The organism is Cupriavidus pampae, assembly GCF_914271485.1.
GTDB classification, from domain to species: Bacteria; Pseudomonadota; Gammaproteobacteria; order Burkholderiales; family Burkholderiaceae; genus Cupriavidus; species Cupriavidus pampae.
In genome coordinates, this window is the sequence record NZ_CAJZAG010000007.1 from 198595 (window position 1) to 218880 (window position 20286).

Below are 20286 nucleotides of genomic sequence, written 5' to 3' on the forward strand. Positions count from 1 at the left end.
GCCTATCCGCCATGTGGATCGACACGCATTGCCATCTTGACGCGGGCGAGTTCGACGCCGATCGCGGCGCGGTGACCGATGCCGCGGCGCGGGCCGGGGTGTCGGGCATCGTGTTGCCGGCGGTGGCGGTGGCGAACTTCGGCACGGTGCGGGAGATCGCGCATCGCGATGCGCGCTGTGTGTACGCGTTGGGAATTCATCCGCTGTACACGCCGGGCGCGGGGCAGGCCGATCTCGATACGCTGCGGCTGGAAGTGGAAGCGTCGCTCGACGATCCGCGCTTTGTGGCGATTGGCGAGATCGGGCTCGATTTCTTTGTGCCGGGGCTCGATGCCGCGCATCAGACCTGGCTGTACACCGAGCAGCTGAAGATTGCGCGCGAGTTTTCGTTGCCGGTGCTGTTGCATGTGCGGCGCTCGCAGGATCAGGTCTATGCGCAGTTGCGCCGCGTGGGTGTGCGGCAGGGCATTGCGCATGCGTTCAACGGCAGCAACGAGCAGGCGCGGCGGTATGTCGAGCACGGCATGAAGCTCGGTTTCGGCGGCAATATGACGTACGAACGCGCGCGACAGATTCGCCGGCTGGCGGCCGAGGTGCCGCTCGAAGCGATCGTGCTGGAGACCGATGCGCCGGACATTGCACCGTCGTGGTTGTCCGATGGGCAGTTTGGCGAGCAACACAAGGCGCGCAACACGCCGGGCGAGGTGGCCGGCGTGGCGCGCGTGCTGGGCGAGTTGCGCGGCATGCCGCTCGATACATTGGCCCACGCCATGTGGGCCAATTCGGTCGCGGCGATGCCGCGACTTGCCGCGTTCGCGGACACCATGGCGCCGCGCACGGCGTGAGGTGGTGTGGGCGGGCCGTGCCTGGTCCGCTTCAGATCATGTAGAGCGCGCCAAGCGCAACGAGGCACGTCGCTACTGCCGCGTAGTAGGGCAGTCCGTGCGCCAGCGCCTCGCGTCGTGTTGACCCATGCGTCCTCGGCACGCCTCGCTGCAAGGGCGCATTCATTTGGCGTTGCCAACCCGCTTGAGCTTGACCACACGCGAGACCTGACCGAGCGTGAAGCTGCTGTTCACGACATACGGTGCGCAGTCGGGCGGCGTCGTCAGCGAGCCTGCCGCCGTGAAATCGCCGGCGTAGCGATATTTGTCGGTGGCACCCCTGATGAACACGGGCACGGGGTCGGTCTGCGCGGCGAGCGTCCTGCCTGCCGCGCGCGCCGCGGCGCTGCTGCTGCACACGATGGTATCGGGCGCGCCGGGATTGAGGTCCGGGCGCAGGCAGACGGCCACCACCTTGCCGTTCTTGGTGGGCAGGAATGCCTGCTTGCTGCCGCCGCATACCCTATGAATCTGCTCGCGCGTGTAGTCCTTGCCGATTTCAAACATTGTGAATCTCCACAGTGATGCGCGGACCGATTGCCGCGACATCGAGACGCTGACGATAGCGGTTTGCATATAAACGGCGCGGCAAATATGGGGGTGGGTTTGTAAAGGGCGCGATGTCGGAATCAAACCGACACGTTTTCGTAACCGGCCGACACGTTTTTACGTTTCCTTTCGCGCTACAACGCTGCTTTTCCGACCGGGGAGAGGGGCGATGCGCGCTTGCCTGCTGGCGTTCGTGGCCGGTTGCTGGTGGCTGCAGCAGCAGGCGCGCTTGCCGTCGTGGCGTGGTTATGCGGTGGTGCTGGGGTGTCTGCTGGTGGGGCTGCTGGCGCGGCGAGTGTGGCGCGGCTGGGCGGCAGCGCGTTCGCCCTTGCGGTTGTCTTTGCCCTTGCAGGCGAGGTCGCCTTCGGCTTCTGCGTCGGCTTCTGCGTCGGCGTCAGCTTCGCCGTCGGCATCGGCTTCGACGTGGCGTTTGGCGTCGGCCTGGCCTTCTGCGTCAGCATCGCCATTGCAGACGCCGGGCCTGGCCACGCGCCCGTCTCCATTCGCTGTCGTGGTCGCCGTTGTGGTGGCGCTTACGCTCGGCGCAGGGTGGGCCAACTGGCGGGCGTCGTTGCGCATGGCGGACTGGTTGCCAGAGGACGCGGCGGGGCAGAACGTCGTGCTCTCGGGCCACATCGCGGGGTTGCCCGATGTGGCCGCGCATGGGACGCGCTTCCTGTTCGCGCCCGATGCGGCGGCGCGCGCGGAAGGTGTGCCAGCGCGCGTGTTGTTGAGTTGGCGCGATCCGCCCGCCGCGCTTGCGCCGGGGCAACGCTGGCAGCTGAGCGTGCGGTTGAAGCGCCCGCGCGGGCTGGCCAATCCGCACGGCTTTGACTACGCGTATTGGCTGCTCGGTGAAGGCATTGGCGCCACCGGTTACGTGCGCGCGGCGCGGGCCGGGCCGGAGGCTGGCAATGGTGCACGTGTCGCCCGCTGGCGTGCCGCGCTGCGCGCGCGCATGCAGGCGGCCATGCCGGCGGACGCACGCCTTGGGGGCGTGCTGGTGGCGCTGGCGATCGGCGACCAGCGCGGCATCGCGCAAGCGGATTGGGACACTTTTCGGCGCACCGGCATTTCGCATCTGGTGAGCATCTCGGGGCTGCACATCACGATGCTGTCGGGCGCGATAGGAGCGCTCGTGCATGGGCTATGGCGCCATTCGCTGGGGCTTGGGCGTAGGTTGCAGCGGCCATTGCCACTGTGGTGGCCGGCGCGGCAGGCGGCGCTGGTCGCCGCGGTGGCCACCGCGCTTGCCTATGGATTGATCGCAGGCATGCAGATTCCCGCGCTGCGCACGGTGGCAATGCTGAGCGTGGCGGCGGTGGCGCTGTGGAGCGGTCGCGCACCGCCCGCGTCGCTGGTGCTCGCGTGGGCCGCCGCCGTTGCGGTGGCACTGGACCCGTGGGCGGTGATGGCGCCGGGCTTCTGGCTGTCGTTCGGCGCGGTGGCGGTGATCTTTATGGTGGCGGCCCGCGACGAACACATCGCCGCGCGCGCAGAGGCGCGTAAGCGCAAACGAGACGCCGTCTCGCCGGGCGATGCCACGAGTGCTGCCGCGCGCAGTGCTGCAAGCACGGCAGGTGCCGCAGGCATGTCGGACACGGCACGCGAGGCCGGCGCGCCGGCATTGGCAACCAGCCGAGGCCGCGCGTGGCTCGCGCGCATGCGCGCCGTCTGCGCGGATGCCGCGCGCGTGCAGTGGGCCGTGACCATCGGACTGGTGCCGTTTTCGCTGTTGCTGTTCGGGCAGGTATCGGTGGTATCGGCGCTGGCCAACGCGGTGGCGATCCCTGTCGTCAGCTTCGTGGTCACGCCATTGTCGCTGCTTGGCGCGGTGGTGCCATTGCCAGTCGCGCGCATCACGCTCGCGGTAGCGCATCGGGCCATGGCGTGGCTGACCGACGGTTTGGCGTGGCTGGCCCAACCATCATGGGCCGTCTGGGAGGCGGCGCAGGCCGGACCGGTGGCCCTTGCGCTGGCGTTGATCGGCGTGTTCCTGATGCTCGTGCCCGGCGGCGATCGCGTGATGCGCTGCCACGGTGCGCTGCTGATGGTGCCCATGCTCATCGCGAGCGGCATGCCGATTGCGCAGGGCGAGATGCGCGTGACCATCCTCGACGTCGGGCAGGGCACCGCGGTGCTGGTGGAAACGCGCACGCACGCGCTGCTCTACGACACGGGCCCGGCGTACCTGTCGGGCACCAGCGCGGGCGCGCAGGTGGTGGTGCCGTACTTGCGCGCCACTGGTGTGCGGCGGCTCGATCAACTCATGGTCAGCCACGAGGACGCCGATCACGCCGGCGGCGTGCGCGATATCGAAGCCGCGTTGCCAATCGCCGCGCGGTTGACGGCGGCGCCGCCGATGCAGTCATGGATGACACCGCAGCCATGGCAACTGTGCGAGGCAGGCATGTCGTGGGAATGGGACGGTGTACGCTTTGCCGTCGTGCACCCGCTCGCCGGGCAGTCCGGCAACGCGCGTTATGCCAGCAATGCACGCAGCTGCGTGCTGCGCGTGGCCACCGCGCATCGCAGCGTGCTACTGACCGGCGACATCGGTACAGCCGAGGAGCGCGCACTCGCGCGCCGCGACGCGATCGATGCCGACATCCTGATCGTGCCGCATCACGGCAGCGGCACCTCGTCGAGTTCGACATTGCTGCATGCGGTGGCGCCAGAGATTGCGATTTTCCAGCTTGGCCACCGCAACCGCTACGGGCATCCGCGCGCGGACGTGTGGGCGCGTTATGCCGCGCGGGGAATCCACCGCTATCGCACCGACGAAACCGGCGCCATCACGATCGTCACGCAGGGCGACAGCTACGACGTATCGACCTACCGCCAGCGCGTCAGGCGCTACTGGCGCGATGCGCCACCGGCCCCGCGCTGAGCGCGCCGTGCAGGGGTCGCCTTCCCGGACTTGGCGGGTTTCGCCGCAGCAGGCGCATCCGCAAACACCGCCGGCTCCGCCCCCGCAATCCGCCGCTCTCGCAGATGCGCCTTCGCGCGCTGCAGACCCGGCGCCACCGTATCCGCGCGCTGCAGCGCCACGCCCGCAGCCAGCACATCGCCAAGCACAAGGTGGCAAATGCGCGAAGTCATCGGCGTATAGATATCGCTGTCTTCCTCGACATCCGAAAATACGCAAACATCCGACAGCCCCGCAAGCGGCGAGCCGCTATGGGTCAGCGACAACACGCTCGCACCACTGGCACGTGCCAGCGTAGCGGCCGTCAGCATGTCCCACGTGCGCCCGCTGTTCGAAACAAGTACCGCCACATCCCCAGGACGAAGCAGCGCCGCCGACATGCTGAACACATGCGAGTCCGAATACGCCGTGGTCGGAATGCCGAGCCGAAAGAACTTGTGCTGAATGTCGAGCGCAACAATGCCCGAGTTCCCGCAGCCATAGAACTCGATTCGCCGCGCATTGGCCAGCAGCGCAATCGCATGCTCGACCTGATCCGCCGACAGCGCATTACGTACGGTCATTAGCGTGGCAATCGTGCGGTCGAACACCTTGCCCGCGATATCGGCAGGCCGATCGTTGGCCGCCACATCCTGATGCACGAATGGCGTACCACCGCCAACGTTCTGCGCAAACTGCAGCTTGAATTCGCGAAAGCCGTCATAGCCAAGCGCCGCGCAGAATCGCGCGATGGTCGGCTGCGAAACGCCGGCGCGTTCGGCCAGCTCGGGCATGGACAGGCGAATCACGCTCGCGCCGTGGCGGGCAATGTAATCAGCCAGGCGGCGCTCGGAAGGGCGGAGCGTGTCGTAGACGGCAAGAATTCGGTCGCGCATGATCGATATAAGGTTCGTGTAGAGATTCTACACGCGAGGTGGCGCGATTTTCGGCGCCCGTCCACCGGGGCGCACCTAGGGGTTTCCCCAATTTTGGGCCAATTTGCGCACGAAAATGCAGATTCGGCCCGATCGATGGGTTTCGCCGCAACAGCGTGCGTGGATATAATGTAGAAAATCTACAGACCGGAACGTCCATGCCCCACGATTCCAACACCGCGATCGGCGCGAATGTCACGGCCGAGGTTGCCGCCATTACCGAGCGCGTGATAACGCGCAGCCGCGCCAGCCGCGCCGCCTACCTGGCCCGCTGCGAGCGCACCCAGCAGGAACTCGGCCCGCTCCGCGGCATGTCATGCGCGAACCTCGCCCATGGTTACGCGGCGCTGCCCGCCAACGACAAGCTGCGCCTGCGCGTCGACCACGCACCGAATCTCGGCATCGTCACCGCATACAACGACATGCTGTCCGCGCACCAGCCATACGAGCGCTATCCGGCGTTGATCCGCGAAGCCGCGCGCGCGGCCGGCGCAGTGGCGCAGGTGGCGGGCGGCGTGCCCGCGATGTGCGACGGCATTACGCAAGGCAACGCGGGCATGGAGCTATCGCTGTTCTCGCGCGATGCTATCGCGATGGGCACCGCCATCGCGCTCTCGCACAATACGTTCGATGCCGCCGTGCTGCTCGGCGTGTGCGACAAGATCGTGCCGGGCCTGCTGATGGGCGCGCTGCAATTCGGTCATCTGCCCATGGTGTTCGTACCTGCGGGCCCGATGGCCAGCGGCCTGCCCAATAAGGAGAAGGCGCGCGTGCGGCAGCTGTACGCCACCGGGCAGGTCGGCCGCGACGCGCTGCTCGAGGCCGAATCCGCGGCCTATCACGGCGCTGGCACCTGCACGTTCTACGGCACCGCCAACAGCAACCAGTTCCTGATGGAGATCATGGGTCTCCATATGCCGGGCGCGGCGTTTATCCACCCGGACAGCGGCCTGCGCGACGCACTGACCGTGTCCGCCGCCCAGCGCGCGCTGGCGCTGATCGCGCGCGGCAACGAATACACGCCACTCGCACGCATCGTCGATGAACGCGCGATCGTCAATGCGATGATCGGCCTGCTGGCAACTGGCGGCTCCACCAATCACACGATCCACCTCGTGGCCATGGCGCGTTCGGCCGGCATCGTGATCGACTGGAACGATTTCGATCGCCTGTCGCGTATCACGCCGCTACTGGCACGCGTGTATCCGAACGGCTCGGCCGATGTGAACCACTTTCATGCGGCCGGCGGCGTGGCCTACGTCATCGCGCAACTGCTGGATGCGCGGCTGTTGCACGAGGACGTGGAGACCGTGGCCGGCCGCGGCCTCGCGCGCTACGCGCAGGAACCGGTAATGACCGATGGCAAGCTGCACTGGCGCGATGGCCCGGCCACGAGCGGCGACGCTACCGTACTGGCGCCCGCGTCGGCCCCGTTCTCGCCGGAAGGCGGCCTGCGCCTGATGGCTGGCAACCTCGGCCGCGGCGTGATCAAGGTCTCGGCGGTGGCCGAGGAGCATCGCGTGATCGAAGCGCCCGCGCGCGTGTTCGATTCGCAGGAAGCCCTGCAGGCCGCCTTCGAGGCGGACGAGCTCAATCGCGATGTGGTGGCCGTGGTGCGCTTTCAGGGCCCGAACGCCAACGGCATGCCCGAGCTGCATCGCCTCACGCCCGCGCTCGGCGCGTTGCAGGACGCCGGGCATCAGGTCGCGCTGGTAACCGATGGCCGCATGTCGGGAGCTTCGGGCAAGGTGCCCGCGGTCATCCACGTCGGGCCCGAGGCGCTGGCCGGTGGCCCGCTCGCGCGGGTGCGCGATGGCGACCGCATCCGCGTGGACGCTGTGGCCGGCACGCTCGAATATGTGGGCGATGCCGCCGCACAGGCCGCCTTCGCGGCGCGCCCGGCCGCCGTGGCGCCGAACGACGATTTCTCGCGCTTCAGCCTCGGCCGGGGCCTGTTCGGCCTGTTCCGCCGTCATGCGCGCACCGCGGAAGAGGGCGGCAGCGCAATGGACCTGTCCGAAGCCGACGCTGTCCAAACGCCGGCGGTGGTCGCACAATAGGCGCGCACCGGTCCGCGCACAGCCAACATTTTCAAAGCTTTCCCGCTGGCGCAGGCGTCAGCGGGCACCTTCGCGTCCGGCGCCATGTCCGGCATCGCGCCCGGCGCGAAGGCTACCGACAAGGATGGCACGACCATCCGACCATGATCGACGGAGCAGACATGATCTACATCCTGATGGGCGTCTCCGGCAGCGGCAAGAGCACGGTGGGCCAGTTGCTGGCGGATCGCCTGCACTGCGGCTTCCACGACGCCGACGATTTTCACCCTGCCGCCAACAAAGAGAAGATGCATGCCGGCATTCCCCTAACCGACGACGACCGCTGGCCATGGCTGGCGGCGATGCGCGCGGCCATCGACGCGGCCCGGACGGAAAAGCGTCCGCACGTCTTTACCTGTTCCGCACTGCGGCAAGTCTACCGCGATCGCCTGACCCCGCCCGACGGCGGCGTGACGTTTGTCTACATGAAGGGCGACGCCGAGACCATCGGCGGCCGCCTGTCCGTGCGCACGGACCATTTTTTCAACCCGGCGCTGCTGCAAAGCCAGTTCGCGACGCTCGAGGAACCGCGCGACGCGCTCGTGCTCGATATCCGCCGGTCGCCCGAGGAGTTGGTGCAGGACATCCTGGACCGCCACCCGCCCGCCTCCTGCTGACGCTCGCCGGCGCCCCTCGGGAGTGGGGACGGCCGCGCCAGCACCTATCGGGGTGGCAAGCATCTTGCTACATTGTTGCCGTGCCTCGGGAGCGCCCCATCTTGCGGGATTTGCCGAGGCGGATATGCTGAAAGGGCCAATACTCGCAGGCATCGACAACAGGCGGCCACCGGGAGGTTGACAGCACCGGGCGGCCCATCCAACGAGAGGAGCGGCCATCATGGCGGCGCGTTTTTTCGACGAGATGCTGGAGGCCAGGGACGATGGGGGACTCAGCCTCGTCCAGGCAGGAGAGACATTGCCGGCCGGTGCCGTGCGCGCGCACTACCGGAGCTTCACCGACTGGCTGGGACGCCAGCCCGGCGCGGTCATGGACAACAAACGCGCCGAGGCGGACCTGATCTTCCGCCGCGTGGGTATCACCTTCGCGGTCTATGGCGACAAGGACGAGTCCAACAGCGGCACCGAGCGGACCATTCCGTTCGACGTGATTCCGCGCATCTTTCCCGCCAGCGAATGGGCGACCCTCGAGCGAGGCCTGCGGCAGCGCGTGGCCGCGCTGAACCGCTTTATCCATGACATCTATCACGGCCAGGACATCATCCGCGCGGGCGTGATTCCCGCCGACCAGATCTACAACAACGCCCAGTACCGTCCCGAGATGCTCGGCATCGACGTGCCGCGCGATATCTACGCCCACGTGGCGGGGATCGACGTGGTGCGCGCGGGCGAGGGCGAGTTCTACGTGCTGGAGGACAACCTGCGCGTGCCGTCTGGCGTCTCGTACATGCTCGAGAACCGCAAGATGATGATGCGGTTGTTCCCCGACCTGTTCGCGCGCAATCGCGTGGCGCCGGTTGCGCACTATCCCGATCTGCTGCTCGACATGCTGCGCGGCGTGTCGCCGCAGAATATTGCCGACCCCACCGTGGTGGTGCTCACGCCCGGCATGTACAACTCGGCGTATTTCGAACACGCGTTTCTGGCCCAGCAGATGGGTGTGGAACTCGTGGAAGGCAGCGACCTGTTCGTCGAGGACGACCACCTGTACATGCGCACGACGCAGGGGCCGCAGCGCATCGACGTGATCTACCGGCGCGTCGATGACGATTTTCTCGATCCGCTCGCATTCCGTCCGGACTCCGCGCTTGGCGCGGCCGGGTTGCTGTCGGTCTATCGCGCGGGCAACGTCACCATCTCCAACGCGATTGGCACTGGCGTGGCCGACGATAAGTCGATCTACCCGTACGTGCCGGACATGATCCGGTTCTATCTCGGCGAGGAAGCGATCCTCTCCAACGTGCCCACCTATATGTGCCGCCGTCCCGACGACCTGCAATACGTACTCGACCATATGGGCGAGCTCGTGGTCAAGGAAACGCACGGCGCCGGCGGCTACGGCATGCTGGTCGGTCCCGCGGCCACGCGCGCGGAGATCGACCAGTTCCGCGAGGTCGTGCGTGCGCGGCCGGAGCAATACATTGCGCAGCCGACGCTGGCGCTGTCGACGTGCCCGACGTATGTCGAGTCCGGCATCGCGCCGCGCCACATCGACCTGCGACCGTTCGTGCTGTCGGGCAAGGAGGTACGCATGGTGCCGGGCGGACTCACGCGTGTGGCGTTGCGCGAAGGGTCGCTGGTGGTGAATTCCTCGCAGGGGGGCGGCACCAAGGACACATGGGTGCTGGAACGCTAATGAGCCATCCGCCGGGGAGAACATCATGCTGAGCCGTACCGCCGACCACCTGTTCTGGATGGCCCGCTACACCGAGCGCGCGGAGAACACCGCGCGCATGCTGGACGTCAACTACCAGACCTCGCTGCTGCCGCAGTCCGCCGAAGTGGCGGAGCAGGGCTGGTGGGCGATGCTCGATATTTCCGAGCTCACCGATGCGTTCGATCAGAAGTACGGATTGCTGACGCGCGACGACGTCATCGATTTCATGGTGCGCGACATGACCAACCCGTCGTCGATCATGAGCTGCCTGCGCGCGGCGCGCGAGAACGCGCGCGCGGTGCGCGGCTCGCTGACGACCGAGGTGTGGGAAACGATCAACACTACCTGGCTCGACGTGCAGCGCCAGATCGCCGACGGCGAACTGCACGAGGACCCGTCGCGCTTCTTCGAGTGGGTCAAGTTCCGCTCCCATCTGGCGCGCGGCGTGCAGTTCGGCACCATGCTCAAGGACGACGCGTTCCACTTCATGCGGCTGGGCACGTTCCTGGAGCGGGCGGACAACACCGCGCGGATTCTCGACGTCAAGTTCCAGGCATCGGGCAGCGATGACGCGGACCCGAACCGCGAGCAGAACGACTTCTATCACTGGGCCGCGGTGCTGCGCTCGGTGTCGGGCTTCGAGGTCTACCGCAAGATCTATCGCGCGGTGATCACGCCGCAGCGCGTGGCGGAACTGCTGGTCCTGCGGCCCGACATGCCGCGCTCGCTGGTGTCGAGCATGGACGAGGTGGTGTCGATTCTCGCGCTGGTAGCCAACCAGCAATCGTCCGAGACCGAGCGTCAGGCTGGTAAACTCCACGCTGACCTGAAATATGCGCGGATCGACGATATCTTCGCGTGTGGTCTGCACGCCTACCTGACGAGCTTCCTGGAGCGCATCGGCGACCTCGGCAACGGTATCAGCCGGGACTTCCTTGTGCCGCTTGCTGCCTGAGGCCGATCCCATGCCCCCCAAGCGGTGCCCTCCGAGTGCGCGGCGTGCGGCGACACGCCTGCCGCGCACCCTTCTATCGTGAAATACAAGATTCATCACAAGACTGTCTACCGCTACGCGGAACCGGTGCGCCGCAGCGTGCACGAACTGCGGCTGGAGCCGCGTTCGGGCCCGCTGCAGGCGGTGCAGGCCTGGCACGTCTCCGCGCCGGGCAACCTGTCGGAGGCGCGTGACGGCTTCGGCAACATCATTCATAACTTCACGCTGACCGGTCCCGCGAGCCGCATCGAGATCATTGCCACGGGCGAGGTCGAGGTGAACGCCGAGGAGGGTCAGACGGGCTTCTACGACTTGCCGGACGCCGGCGAGGCACGCGTATCGCCGCTGTATTTTGTCGCCCCCACGCCGATGACCGCGGCACCTCCCGAAATGCGCGCGTTTGCGGCGCCATTCCTGGCGGCGGGGCATGAGTTGCCGGCGCTGCTCGCGCTTGCGGACGGCATTGCGGGCCGCGTGCGCTACAAGGCCGATACGACCGACGTAGGGACCTCCGCCGCCGAAGCGTTTCATCTGGGCAGCGGCGTCTGCCAGGATCAGGCGCAGGTGATGGTGGGCGCATGCCGCGCATTCGGCATCCCGGCCCGCTATGTCAGTGGTTACTTCTATGATCCGGCCGCGACCGAGATGGCTAGCCATGCGTGGGCCGATATCTGCCTGGACCCGGACAGCGGGCTCTGGTGCAGTATCGACGTCACGCACCGTTGCGTGACCGATGGGCGTCACATACGCCTTGCCGTGGGGCGTGACTATGCCTCGGCGGCACCAATCCGGGGCGTGCTCGAGGGTGGCACCGGCGAAACCATGGAAGTCACGATCGACATCTCCGCGATGGCGTGAACAGGCGGGCGCCCGGGTCAAACGGGCGCGCACCGTCGCCGGGGCGCTAGAATGCAGGTTTATGCCGCGCGCGGACGCACGCGCGGGCGCCCCCTAAGAAAAAGACCATGACGTATTGCGTAGCCATGCGGCTGGATGCCGGCCTGGTATTCCTTTCCGATTCCCGCACCAATGCCGGTGTGGATGCGATTTCCACCGCACGCAAGATGACCGTGTTCGAGGAACCCGGCGATCGCGTGATGGTGCTGATGACCGCCGGCAACCTGGCCATCAGCCAGTCCGTGCGGCAGTTGCTGGCCGAGGGCCGCGATGAGAAGCGTTCATTGTGGACCGCGCGGGATATGTTCGAGGCCGCGACCATTGTCGGGGACGCGGTGCGCGCCGTGCACAAGCGCGATGCCCACGCGCTGCGCGACGCCGGCATCGAGTTCAACGTCAGCCTGATCTTCGGCGGCCAGATCCGCGGCGAGCGCACGCGCCTGTTCCATATCTACGCCGCCGGCAACTTCGTCGAGTCGACGCCGGAGACGTGCTATTTCCAGATCGGCGAGGCCAAATACGGCAAGCCGATCGTCGACCGCGTCGTGCATCCGTCGCTGCCGCTGGGCGAGGGCGCCAAGTGCGCGCTGATCTCGATGGACTCGACGCTGAAGTCCAATATCTCGGTGGGTCTGCCGCTCGATCTGCTGGTGTACGAGGCCGATTCGCTGCGCGTGACGCGCTTCGTCACCATCGACGAGAAGAACGCGTACTTCCGCATGATCCGCGACACGTGGGGGCAGCGCCTGCGTCAGGTGTTCGGCGAGATCTGCAACCCCGAATGGGATTCCGCCACGCCGGCGGAATTTCCGCTGGCGCGTGACGAGGCGGACCGTTGGGGCCAGCCGGTACGGGCCAAGCGCGAACGCGCGTAACGGCATGCCTGCATGGTGGGGCGCACGGTCGAGCACACCGGGCGCCGCGCAAAATCCGCGGGGCGTCGGCGCGTCCGCTCATGTATAATCCCGATTTCCCCGGCAAGCTCGGTTTATGACCAAATTCGTCTTCGTCACCGGTGGCGTCGTCTCTTCTCTCGGCAAGGGCATCGCTGCTGCTTCGCTCGCGGCCATTCTCGAGTCGCGCGGCCTCAAAGTCACCCTCCTCAAGCTAGATCCTTACATCAACGTCGATCCCGGCACGATGAGCCCCTTCCAGCATGGCGAGGTGTTCGTGACCGAAGATGGCGCTGAAACCGACCTCGATCTAGGCCACTACGAGCGCTTCGTCTCGGCCAAGATGCGCAAGTCGAACAACTTCACGACAGGCCAGATCTACGAGTCGGTGATTCGCAAGGAACGCCGCGGCGAGTACCTCGGCAAGACCGTGCAGGTCATTCCGCATATCACCAACGAGATCCAGGCATTTGTCGAGCGTGGCGCCGCGGCGTCGCACGAAGGCAAGGCCGATGTGGCGCTGGTGGAAATCGGCGGTACGGTTGGTGACATCGAGTCGCTGCCGTTCCTCGAAGCCGCGCGTCAGATGAGCCTGCGTCTTGGCCGCAACCATTGCGCATTCGTGCACCTGACGCTGGTGCCGTTTATCGCCAGTGCGGGCGAGCTCAAGACCAAGCCGACGCAGCACTCGGTGCAGAAGCTGCGCGAAATCGGTATCTCGCCGACGGCGCTGCTGTGCCGTGCCGATCGTCCGATTCCCGACGACGAGCGCGCCAAGATTTCGCTGTTCGCCAACATCCCGCAGGAAGCCGTGATTTCGGTGTGGGATGCCGACAGCATCTACAAGATTCCGCAGATGCTCAACGAGCAGGGCCTCGACCGCCTGATCTGCGAAGAGTTGCGTCTGGACCCCAAGCCGGCGGACCTGTCGATGTGGCAGCGCCTGGTGAACGCGCAGGAAAACCCCGAGCACGAGATTCGCATCGGCATGGTTGGCAAGTACGTCGATCTGACCGAGTCGTACAAGTCGCTGATCGAGGCGCTGCGCCACGCGGGCATGCACACGTCGACGCGCGTGAACATCGAGTACATCGACTCGGAAGAACTCGAGTCGGGTCACCTCGAAGTCCTGCAGCCGCTCGATGCGATTCTGGTACCGGGCGGCTTCGGCAAGCGCGGCACCGAAGGTAAGATCCGCGCGATTCAGTATGCGCGCGAGAACAAGGTGCCGTACCTCGGCATCTGCCTGGGCATGCAGCTCGCCGTTATCGAATATGCGCGTCACGTGGCCGGCATGGGCGACGCGAACTCGACCGAGTTCAACCTCGAGACCGAGCATCCGGTGGTCGCGCTGATTACCGAGTGGCTCGACCGCGAAGGCAAGGTCGAGCAGCGTACGGCCGAGTCCGACCTCGGCGGCACGATGCGCCTGGGCGCGCAGCGCGTGCCCACGAAGGAAGGCACCAAGGCCAACGCGATCTATGGCGCCGAAGTGAACGAGCGCCATCGTCACCGCTATGAAGTCAACAACCACTACGTGCCGCAGCTCGAGAAGTCCGGCCTCGTGATTTCGGCGCGTACGCCGACCGAGAACCTGCCCGAGATGATGGAGCTGCCGGATTCGCTGCATCCGTGGTTCGTGGGCGTGCAGTTCCACCCGGAATTCACGTCGACGCCGCGTGACGGCCATCCGCTGTTCAAGGCCTACGTGCAAGCCGCGCTGGCCAGCCAGCAGCGCAAGGGTGCCTGAGCCAGCGCATCGCAGAGGAGACATCATGAAACTGTGTGGATTCGACGTCGGTCTGAACCATCCGTTCTTCCTGATCGCCGGTCCGTGCGTGATCGAGTCCGAGCAGATGGCACTCGACACGGCAGGCGAGCTGCGCGAGATCACGAAGGCGCTGGGCATTCCGTTCATCTACAAGTCGTCGTTCGACAAGGCCAATCGCTCGTCGGGCAAGACGTTTCGCGGACCGGGCATGGAGCGCGGTCTCGAGATCCTGGCCACGGTGAAGCGCGAGATCGGTGTACCGGTGCTGACGGATATTCACGAGATCGACGAGATCAAGCCCGTCGCCGCCGTGGTGGACGTATTGCAGACGCCCGCGTTCCTGTGCCGCCAGACTGATTTCATCCGTGCCTGCGCGCAGAGCGGCAAGCCGGTGAACATCAAGAAGGGCCAGTTCCTGGCGCCGCACGACATGAAGAACGTCATCGACAAGGCACGGGACGCGGCGCGCGACGCCGGCCTGCCCGATGACGTGTTCATGGCCTGCGAGCGTGGTGTCTCGTTTGGCTACAACAATCTGGTTTCCGACATGCGCTCGCTCGCGATCATGCGCGAGACCGCGGCCCCCGTGGTGTTCGACGCCACGCACTCGGTGCAGTTGCCGGGCGGGCAGGGGACGAGCTCGGGCGGTCAGCGCGAGTTCGTGCCGGTGCTGTCGCGCGCCGCGGTGGCAACTGGCGTGGCAGGTCTGTTCATGGAGACCCATCCGGATCCGAACAAGGCCATGTCCGACGGTCCCAACGCGGTACCGCTGTCGCGCATGAAGGAACTGCTGGCAGTCCTGCGGGACCTCGATGCGCTGGTCAAGCGCGCGGGTTTCCTCGAAGATAATTTCAGCTGGCCTGCCGCCTGCGCGTAAGTCATTGCGCCGTTACCGCCCGCTAATCGCGGGCGGTTTCCTTTGCGGCGCATTTTGCTGCTTACTTTGCGATGAAGTTTGCGATGGACTTTGCGGCGTCATATGCAGTCGGTATGGGTAGCCGGTATAGGCATTCGATACTCATACTTCGTACAGAGTTTGCGGATACTGCATGGCCGCCGCGCGCAACTTGGCCTATGCTTTCCCGGTTTCCCAATCGAGCAGCTTCAAGAATCAACAGTAGAGAGAGGAATTCATGAGTGCAATCGTAGATATCATCGGTCGCGAAGTTCTCGACTCGCGCGGTAATCCCACGGTCGAGTGCGACGTGCTGCTGGAGTCCGGCGTGATGGGCCGTGCCGCAGTGCCGTCGGGCGCATCCACGGGTTCGCGCGAAGCCATCGAGCTGCGTGATGGCGACAAGTCGCGCTATCTGGGCAAGGGCGTGCTGAAGGCCGTTGAACACATCAACACCGAAATCTCCGAAGCGATCATGGGTCTGGATGCCTCCGAGCAGGCGTTCCTCGACCGTACGCTGATCGACCTCGACGGCACCGACAACAAGGGCCGCCTCGGCGCCAACGCCATGCTGGCGGTGTCGATGGCCGTGGCCAAGGCCGCGGCGGAAGAAGCCGGCCTGCCGCTGTATCGCTACTTCGGTGGTTCGGGCGCGATGCAGATGCCGGTGCCGATGATGAACATCGTCAACGGTGGCGCGCACGCCAACAACAGCCTGGATATCCAGGAATTCATGATCATGCCGGTGTCGCAGACGAGCTTCCGCGAAGCGCTGCGTTGCGGCGCGGAAGTCTTCCACGCGCTCAAGAAGATCCTGGCCGACAAGGGCATGTCCACCGCGGTCGGTGATGAAGGCGGCTTCGCGCCGAATTTCTCGTCGAACGAGGAATGCCTGAACACGATCGTGCAGGCCGTCGAGAAGGCTGGCTACAAGGTTGGCGAGGACGTGCTGCTGGCGCTGGACTGCGCCGCGAGCGAGTTCTACCACGAGGCCGAAGACGTGTACCAGCTGGAAGGCGAAGGCCTGAAGCTGAGCTCGACGCAGTTCGCCGACTACCTGGCCAACCTGTGCGACAAGTTCCCGATCGTCTCGATCGAGGACGGCATGGCCGAGGGCGACTGGGATGGCTGGAAGACGCTGACCGACAAGCTCGGCAAGCGTGTGCAACTGGTCGGTGACGATCTGTTCGTGACCAACACGAAGATCCTGAAGGAAGGCATCGAGAAGGGCATCGGCAACTCGATCCTGATCAAGATCAACCAGATCGGCACGCTGACGGAGACGTTTGCCGCGATCGAGATGGCCAAGCGCGCGGGCTACACCGCCGTGATCTCGCACCGTTCGGGCGAGACCGAGGACAGCACGATCGCCGATATCGCCGTGGGCACCAACGCTGGCCAGATCAAGACCGGCTCGCTGTCGCGTTCGGACCGTATCTCCAAGTACAACCAGCTGCTGCGCATCGAGGAAGATCTCGGTGATATCGCCAGCTACCCCGGCAAGAGCGCGTTCTACAACCTGCGCTAAACCTTTCGCGGGTGTCTGCCGTTAAAACGGCGCTATCCTCACTGGATAGCGCCGTTTTTGTTGCTTGTTACGTTGCATTTTGTGTTTTGCTTTGCATTCTCGTGCGGCATGCGCCATGATTGTGCCGACCCGAATTTGACTAGCGCCCCTCTTATCGTCTCAGATGCGCCTGATCTCGCTGTTGCTGTTCATCCTGCTGCTGGCTATCCAGTACCCGCTCTGGCTGGGCAAGGGCGGATGGCTGCGCGTCTGGGATCTGAGCCACCACGTGGACGAGCAGGCGTCGCGCAACCAGTCGCTGAAGTTGCGTAATGCGAAGCTGGAAGGCGAGGTGAAGGACTTGCAGGAAGGCACGGGCGCGATCGAGGAACGCGCGCGCTACGAGCTCGGCATGGTCAGGGAAGGCGAGGTGTTCGTGCAGTTCGTCGCACCGGCGCCGAAGGTCAGCGCCACGCCGCCGCTGCCGCCGCCACCGAATTCGGTCGCGGGCATGGGCGGTCATTGACGCTCACTGGCGAGTCACCACCACCCGTACGGGTAACCGCCCCAGCCACCCCCCCAGTATCCCGGCGAGCCGACGCTGACGCCAGCGCCCCAGCGGCTGCCACCCCCCCAGCCGCCGCCCCATCCACCGTAGGACACATTCCAGCTCGAGTAGGGATACGCGTAGGCATTGGCCCATGCGCGCGCCTGCTGCTGGCTTGCGATGACCGCTGCCTGGTCGCGCAGGATCTGCGCGTTGAGCGCGGTCAGCTGTTGCTTCTGCTCGGGTGTGATCGGCGGGGGCGGCACCGCGTTGGGCGCGAGCCGGGACGTGAACGGCGAACCGTTCGCGTCGCGCGGCAGGTCGGACGCGCAGCCGGTCAGTAACAACGCGGCCAGTGCGACCGGTGCGACCAGCGCGCAGGAAAGGACCTTCCGATCTGGCAATGTACCCATCTCAGTCTCCTCCAGGCGCTGGCCGCACGGTCAGCGGCGTTTAGTGATGTTGATGCGCGCCGTCCCCAGCGCCAGTGGCCACCGGCGCCGTGAACAGTTGCGCGCTGTCCACCGGATCGAACTCATAGCGCTGGCCGCAGAAATCGCAATGGATCTCGACGTGGCCGCGTTCCTCGATAATGCCCTCGATTTCCTCGCGGCCCAGCGATTGCAGCATGCCAGCGACCTTCTCGCGCGAGCATGAGCACTGGAAATGCGGCTGCATCGGCTCGAACACGCGCAGGCCGGTGGCCTCGATGTCTTCCCAGAACAGCTTGCGCAGCAGCGTCTCCGGCGTCTCGCCGAGCAATTCTTCCTGCTTGAGCGTGGCGCCGAGCTGGCATGCGCGATCCCACGTGTCGAGGTCCTGCGCGCGGCCATCCTCGCTCAGCGGTTCGCCGGTTTCGCCAACCTGCGCCGGTGCGCTGCCGTAGCCTTCCAGCGTGCCGCCATACGATGGCAGCTTCTGCAGCAGCATGCCGGCGGCCACCTGATCGTTGGCCGCGAGCCAGAGCCGCGTGTCGAGCTGCTCCGAGGCCTGCATATAGTGCTCGAGCACTTCGCTTACGGAGTTCAGCGGACCGTGCTGGTCCGACAGCGGCACGATACCTTGATACGCCTGCTGGCCCGGCAGCTTGTCCTTCGGGTCGAGCGTGATCGCGAAGCGGCCCTGACCCTTGACGTTGACCATCTGACGCAGCGTGGCGTCGTCGGGGATTTTGCCACCCTCAGCGGCGCCCTCGGCCAGTTTGGCCGTGGCGCGCATCGACAGGTCCGACAGGCATTCGACCACGAGCATGCGCACGGGGCCGTCGCCATGGACCTGCATGACCAGCGCGCCGTTGAACTTGAGGTTGGCGGACAGCAGCGCCGCGGCCGCCATCATCTCGCCCAGCACGTGCCGTACCGCCAGCGGATATTCATGGCGGTTCAGCACTTCCTGCCAGGTCGCTTCCATGCGCACCAGTTCGCCGCGCACGGGGGCTGCGTCGAAGAGGAATTTCTGGAGAATGTCGGGGTTGGTGGTGGCGGTCACTAAACGGTCCTTCTGGTTTGCTTCAATCAATTCAGTCGATGCGCTTCAGTGCAACCTTGTAGGTTGCCTGGCGCTTGGCATAAGTTTCTGCGTTGCGGTACAGGTTGGCCACGTCCTCGTCCGTCAGCTGACGCACGACCTTGGCGGGCGTGCCAATAATCAGCGAGCGGTCCGGAAAGACCTTGCCTTCGGTGACCAGCGCGCCAGCGCCGACCAGGCATTCCTTGCCGATCACGGCGCCGTTCAGCACCACGGCCTGGATGCCGATCAGCGAGCCGTCGCCCACTGTGCAGCCGTGCAGCATGGCCTGATGGCCGACCGATACCTTGTTGCCCAGCGTCATCGGGCGGCCCGGGTCGGTATGCAGTACCGCGCCTTCCTGCAGGTTGGTGTCTTCGCCCACCACGATCGGCTCGTTGTCCCCGCGGATCACCACACCCGGCCATGCGCTTGCGCGGGCCTTGAGCGTCACGTTGCCGATGATCGTTGCTTCCTTCGCCACATAGGCATCGTCGTCGATGATGGGGGTAAGGTCGCCGAGCTGGTAAATCGCCATGGAGTCTCCTGCCTGAGGCATTCGGGATAAGTGGGGATGGCCGCGCGATTTTCAAACCGGCGCGCAAACAGCCACGGATGGGCTGAGGGCAGGCCGGCTGGGCCCCGCTAGAATGGCGGCATTCCGAGATTTTACGCCGATGCCAGTGATCCCACCCGCCTTGCCATCACTTTCCCCGACCGCGCTGTCCGTGCGCCAGCAGGCGCTTGAACTGCTTTGCATGAACGATGCCAGGGCCAAGGCGGCCGCCACGCGCGCGTTGTATGCGGCCATGGGGGACGGGGCGGGTACTGGGGTGGACGCCGCGGTGGACTTGGCTGCATGCATCGTTGCAGATCCTGCCCGCATGCTGCCGGGGCGGCCCGAGCGGCCCGAGCTGGTGCCGCCGCAGCACGTCGAGCGGCGGCGCTCGATCCACACCACGGCCGGGCGCGCGAACCTGATCCATGCGCTGTGCCATATCGAGTTCAATGCGATCAACCTCGCGCTCGATGCGGTGTGGCGGTATGCGGGCATGCCGGCGGCGTTCTATACCGACTGGCTGCGCGTGGCGGACGAAGAGGCGTATCACTTCACGCTGCTGGCCGATCATCTCGAGACGCTGGGCGCGCGATATGGGGACTTCACCGCGCATAACTCGCTCTGGGAAATGTGCGACAAAACCGCGGGCGACGTGCTGGCGCGCATGGCGCTGGTACCGCGCACGCTCGAGGCACGCGGGCTCGATGCCTCGCCGCCCGTGCGGGCCAAGCTGGCCGAGGCGGGGGATCAGGCGGCGGCTGAAATCATCGACGTCATCCTGCGCGACGAGGTGGGCCACGTGGCGATCGGGAACCGCTGGTACCGGTATTTGTGCGAGCAGCGCGGGCTGGATCCGGTGGCGACCTATCCGGTGCTGGCGCGGCAATATGGCGCGCCCAAGCCGCGCGGGCCGTTCAATCTCGATGCGCGACGCGCGGCGGGGTTTGATGACGATGAGCTGGCGTGGCTGGAAGGGGCGGCCGGATAAGCCGCCCGGATAGCCTGCAC

Annotated in this window: 19 protein-coding genes; 13 read left to right on the forward strand and 6 right to left on the reverse strand. The window is 65.9% G+C overall.

Annotation, left to right across the window (positions count from 1 at the left end; all coding sequences use genetic code 11):
- The first annotated feature begins 11 nt into the window (after window positions 1-11).
- The gene (locus LDO41_RS18530; protein ID WP_223990845.1) at window positions 12-845 is read left to right on the forward strand and encodes a TatD family hydrolase; all 834 of its coding nucleotides are present in this window, start codon (window positions 12-14) and stop codon (window positions 843-845) included.
- 162 nt (window positions 846-1007) lie between these two features.
- On the opposite strand, the gene LDO41_RS18535 is transcribed toward LDO41_RS18530, so the two are convergent.
- Window positions 1008-1391: a hypothetical protein gene (locus LDO41_RS18535; protein WP_223990847.1), complete on the reverse strand. Its 384-nt coding sequence runs from the start codon at window positions 1389-1391 to the stop codon at window positions 1008-1010.
- A 288-nt stretch (window positions 1392-1679) separates the two neighbouring features.
- Window positions 1680-1922: a hypothetical protein gene (locus tag LDO41_RS34360; protein ID WP_396022272.1), complete on the reverse strand. Its 243-nt coding sequence runs from the start codon at window positions 1920-1922 to the stop codon at window positions 1680-1682.
- A 22-nt stretch (window positions 1923-1944) separates the two neighbouring features.
- Here LDO41_RS34360 and LDO41_RS18540 point away from each other — a divergent pair, with 22 nt between their 5' ends.
- Complete coding sequence (locus LDO41_RS18540; protein WP_377741642.1) at window positions 1945-4323, forward strand: DNA internalization-related competence protein ComEC/Rec2; 2379 nt, start codon at window positions 1945-1947, stop codon at window positions 4321-4323.
- On the opposite strand, the gene LDO41_RS18545 is transcribed toward LDO41_RS18540, so the two are convergent.
- Entirely contained in the window at window positions 4290-5237 is a 948-nt protein-coding gene (locus LDO41_RS18545) for a MurR/RpiR family transcriptional regulator (protein ID WP_223990851.1), read from the reverse strand. The two genes, LDO41_RS18540 and LDO41_RS18545, sit on opposite strands and share 34 nt — an antisense overlap.
- 197 nt (window positions 5238-5434) lie before the next feature.
- On the opposite strand from LDO41_RS18545, the gene edd reads away from it, so the two are divergent.
- The 10 genes from edd to ftsB all read left to right on the forward strand — a co-directional run bounded on the left by edd (window position 5435) and on the right by ftsB (window position 17192).
- A complete protein-coding gene (gene edd / locus LDO41_RS18550) occupies window positions 5435-7336 on the forward strand; it encodes a phosphogluconate dehydratase (RefSeq protein WP_223990853.1) in 1902 nt (633 codons plus the stop codon).
- Window positions 7337-7497: 161 nt separating this feature from the next.
- Window positions 7498-7992, forward strand: coding sequence for a gluconokinase (locus LDO41_RS18555; protein WP_223990855.1), 495 nt, complete (start codon window positions 7498-7500; stop codon window positions 7990-7992).
- A 220-nt stretch (window positions 7993-8212) separates the two neighbouring features.
- Window positions 8213-9688 (forward strand): circularly permuted type 2 ATP-grasp protein, encoded by a 1476-nt coding sequence (locus LDO41_RS18560; protein WP_223990857.1) that lies wholly within the window; start codon window positions 8213-8215, stop codon window positions 9686-9688.
- A gap of 25 nt (window positions 9689-9713) precedes the next feature.
- Complete coding sequence (locus LDO41_RS18565) at window positions 9714-10664, forward strand: alpha-E domain-containing protein (RefSeq protein WP_223990859.1); 951 nt, start codon at window positions 9714-9716, stop codon at window positions 10662-10664.
- Between the two features lie 78 nt (window positions 10665-10742).
- Window positions 10743-11561: a transglutaminase family protein gene (locus LDO41_RS18570; protein ID WP_223990861.1), complete on the forward strand. Its 819-nt coding sequence runs from the start codon at window positions 10743-10745 to the stop codon at window positions 11559-11561.
- Window positions 11562-11668: 107 nt separating this feature from the next.
- Complete coding sequence (locus tag LDO41_RS18575) at window positions 11669-12475, forward strand: peptidase (protein ID WP_223990863.1); 807 nt, start codon at window positions 11669-11671, stop codon at window positions 12473-12475.
- A 115-nt stretch (window positions 12476-12590) separates the two neighbouring features.
- Complete coding sequence (locus tag LDO41_RS18580; protein ID WP_223990865.1) at window positions 12591-14243, forward strand: CTP synthase; 1653 nt, start codon at window positions 12591-12593, stop codon at window positions 14241-14243.
- 25 nt (window positions 14244-14268) lie between these two features.
- Window positions 14269-15141, forward strand: a complete 873-nt coding sequence (kdsA, locus tag LDO41_RS18585; protein ID WP_223990867.1) for a 3-deoxy-8-phosphooctulonate synthase — start codon at window positions 14269-14271, stop codon at window positions 15139-15141.
- 256 nt (window positions 15142-15397) lie between these two features.
- Window positions 15398-16687: a phosphopyruvate hydratase gene (eno, locus tag LDO41_RS18590; RefSeq protein ID WP_223990869.1), complete on the forward strand. Its 1290-nt coding sequence runs from the start codon at window positions 15398-15400 to the stop codon at window positions 16685-16687.
- Window positions 16688-16850: 163 nt separating this feature from the next.
- Window positions 16851-17192, forward strand: a complete 342-nt coding sequence (gene ftsB, locus LDO41_RS18595; protein WP_223990871.1) for a cell division protein FtsB — start codon at window positions 16851-16853, stop codon at window positions 17190-17192.
- 14 nt (window positions 17193-17206) lie between these two features.
- Here the strand turns inward: ftsB and LDO41_RS18600 are convergent, their stop codons facing one another.
- Genes LDO41_RS18600 through LDO41_RS18610 form a run of 3 tightly spaced genes read right to left on the reverse strand, consistent with a single transcriptional unit; the run spans window position 17207 to window position 19257 of the window.
- Window positions 17207-17626, reverse strand: a complete 420-nt coding sequence (locus LDO41_RS18600; RefSeq protein ID WP_223990873.1) for a hypothetical protein — start codon at window positions 17624-17626, stop codon at window positions 17207-17209.
- Between the two features lie 40 nt (window positions 17627-17666).
- Complete coding sequence (hslO, locus tag LDO41_RS18605; protein ID WP_223990875.1) at window positions 17667-18701, reverse strand: Hsp33 family molecular chaperone HslO; 1035 nt, start codon at window positions 18699-18701, stop codon at window positions 17667-17669.
- A 31-nt stretch (window positions 18702-18732) separates the two neighbouring features.
- Window positions 18733-19257 (reverse strand): gamma carbonic anhydrase family protein, encoded by a 525-nt coding sequence (locus tag LDO41_RS18610; protein WP_223990877.1) that lies wholly within the window; start codon window positions 19255-19257, stop codon window positions 18733-18735.
- A 112-nt stretch (window positions 19258-19369) separates the two neighbouring features.
- Here LDO41_RS18610 and LDO41_RS18615 point away from each other — a divergent pair, with 112 nt between their 5' ends.
- Window positions 19370-20266: a ferritin-like domain-containing protein gene (locus tag LDO41_RS18615; RefSeq protein WP_377741636.1), complete on the forward strand. Its 897-nt coding sequence runs from the start codon at window positions 19370-19372 to the stop codon at window positions 20264-20266.
- Window positions 20267-20286: the final 20 nt, after the last annotated feature.

Bases quoted from the DNA above. Each gene is read 5' to 3' on its own strand.
- edd (WP_223990853.1), top strand. From the start codon at position 5,435: ATGCCCCACGATTCCAACACCGCGATCGGCGCGAATGTCACGGCCGAG.
- LDO41_RS18555 (WP_223990855.1), top strand. From the start codon at position 7,498: ATGATCTACATCCTGATGGGCGTCTCCGGCAGCGGCAAGAGCACGGTG.
- LDO41_RS18530 (WP_223990845.1), top strand. From the start codon at position 12: ATGTGGATCGACACGCATTGCCATCTTGACGCGGGCGAGTTCGACGCC.
- eno (WP_223990869.1), top strand. From the start codon at position 15,398: ATGAGTGCAATCGTAGATATCATCGGTCGCGAAGTTCTCGACTCGCGC.
- LDO41_RS18580 (WP_223990865.1), top strand. From the start codon at position 12,591: ATGACCAAATTCGTCTTCGTCACCGGTGGCGTCGTCTCTTCTCTCGGC.
- LDO41_RS18545 (WP_223990851.1), bottom strand. From the start codon at position 5,237: ATGCGCGACCGAATTCTTGCCGTCTACGACACGCTCCGCCCTTCCGAG.
- LDO41_RS18610 (WP_223990877.1), bottom strand. From the start codon at position 19,257: ATGGCGATTTACCAGCTCGGCGACCTTACCCCCATCATCGACGACGAT.
- LDO41_RS18535 (WP_223990847.1), bottom strand. From the start codon at position 1,391: ATGTTTGAAATCGGCAAGGACTACACGCGCGAGCAGATTCATAGGGTA.
- ftsB (WP_223990871.1), top strand. From the start codon at position 16,851: ATGCGCCTGATCTCGCTGTTGCTGTTCATCCTGCTGCTGGCTATCCAG.
- LDO41_RS18565 (WP_223990859.1), top strand. From the start codon at position 9,714: ATGCTGAGCCGTACCGCCGACCACCTGTTCTGGATGGCCCGCTACACC.
- LDO41_RS18560 (WP_223990857.1), top strand. From the start codon at position 8,213: ATGGCGGCGCGTTTTTTCGACGAGATGCTGGAGGCCAGGGACGATGGG.
- kdsA (WP_223990867.1), top strand. From the start codon at position 14,269: ATGAAACTGTGTGGATTCGACGTCGGTCTGAACCATCCGTTCTTCCTG.
- LDO41_RS18615 (WP_377741636.1), top strand. From the start codon at position 19,370: ATGGCGGCATTCCGAGATTTTACGCCGATGCCAGTGATCCCACCCGCC.
- LDO41_RS18575 (WP_223990863.1), top strand. From the start codon at position 11,669: ATGACGTATTGCGTAGCCATGCGGCTGGATGCCGGCCTGGTATTCCTT.
- LDO41_RS18600 (WP_223990873.1), bottom strand. From the start codon at position 17,626: ATGGGTACATTGCCAGATCGGAAGGTCCTTTCCTGCGCGCTGGTCGCA.